At 60.7% G+C, this 960-nt stretch carries 1 protein-coding gene; it reads right to left on the bottom strand.

Annotated elements, in window-relative coordinates; genetic code table 11:
- Window positions 1-102: 102 nt before the first annotated feature.
- Window positions 103-954 carry an MBL fold metallo-hydrolase gene (locus D6877_RS29245; RefSeq protein ID WP_241662963.1) on the bottom strand — a complete coding sequence of 284 codons (852 nt, stop codon included), beginning with the start codon at window positions 952-954 and terminating at the stop codon, window positions 103-105.
- Between the last annotated feature and the right edge of the window lie 6 nt (window positions 955-960).

Raw genomic sequence — 960 nt, 5'->3', positions numbered from 1 at the left:
AAGATCAAAAGATCGCAGCCTTCGGCAGCTCCTACAGTTGCACCGCATTCCAAATGTAGGAGCTGCCGAAGGCTCGGGCCGCGATCGGACGATCTTTTGACGTTAAAGCTTGTTGAGCGGAATCTTCAGGTAAACCACGCCATTACCCTCAGGCGCCGGCAGATTCCCCGCCCGCACGTTCACCTGAATCGCCGGCAGCAGCAACGTCGGCATGCCTAACCCAGCGTCACGTGTCGTGCGCATTTCGACGAACGCCGCTTCGTCGATCCCGTCATGCACATGAATATTGCTTTTGCGCTGTTCGCCGACAGTGGTCTGGCACTGTGAGGCGCGGCCCTCGGGCGGGTAATCGTGGCAGACGTAAAGCTTCACGCTGGCCGGAAACGCCAATAGCTTCTGGATCGACTTGAATAATTGCTGCGCATTGCCGCCAGGGAAATCACAGCGCGCGGTGCCGACGTCGGGCATGAACAGCGTGTCGCCGACGAGGATCTGTTCGCCGTCGATCAGGTAGGCCATGTCCGCTGGCGTATGGCCGGGGACGTGCAGGGCGGTGGCCTTGAGGTTGCCGATCATGAATGACTCGTTTGGCGCGAACAGGTGATCGAACTGCGAGCCATCGACGCAAAATTCCGGCTCCAGGTTGAATAGCGCCTTGAACACATTCTGCACTTTGCTGATCGATTCACCGATGGCGATTTTGCCGCCCAGTTCCCGACGCAGGTACGGCGCAGCGGAGAGGTGATCGGCGTGGGCGTGGGTTTCCAGCAGCCATTGCACTTGCAGCCGGTGCGCACGCACGAAAGCGATGATCTTGTCCGCCTGCGCGGTGCCGGTGCGCCCGGCAGCGCCGTCGTAATCGAGCACCGGGTCGACGATCGCGCACTGGCCGCCGTCGGCTTCAAAGACCACGTAGCTGTAGGTCGAGGAGGCGGGGTCGAGGAACGCTTCAATCTGGGC

This window comes from Pseudomonas sp. Sample_9 (assembly GCF_004307535.1).
GTDB classification, from domain to species: Bacteria; Pseudomonadota; Gammaproteobacteria; order Pseudomonadales; family Pseudomonadaceae; genus Aquipseudomonas; species Aquipseudomonas mercuritolerans.
Note: the sequence above shows the minus strand (reverse complement) of the source record. Positions and strands in the feature narration are given on the sequence as shown.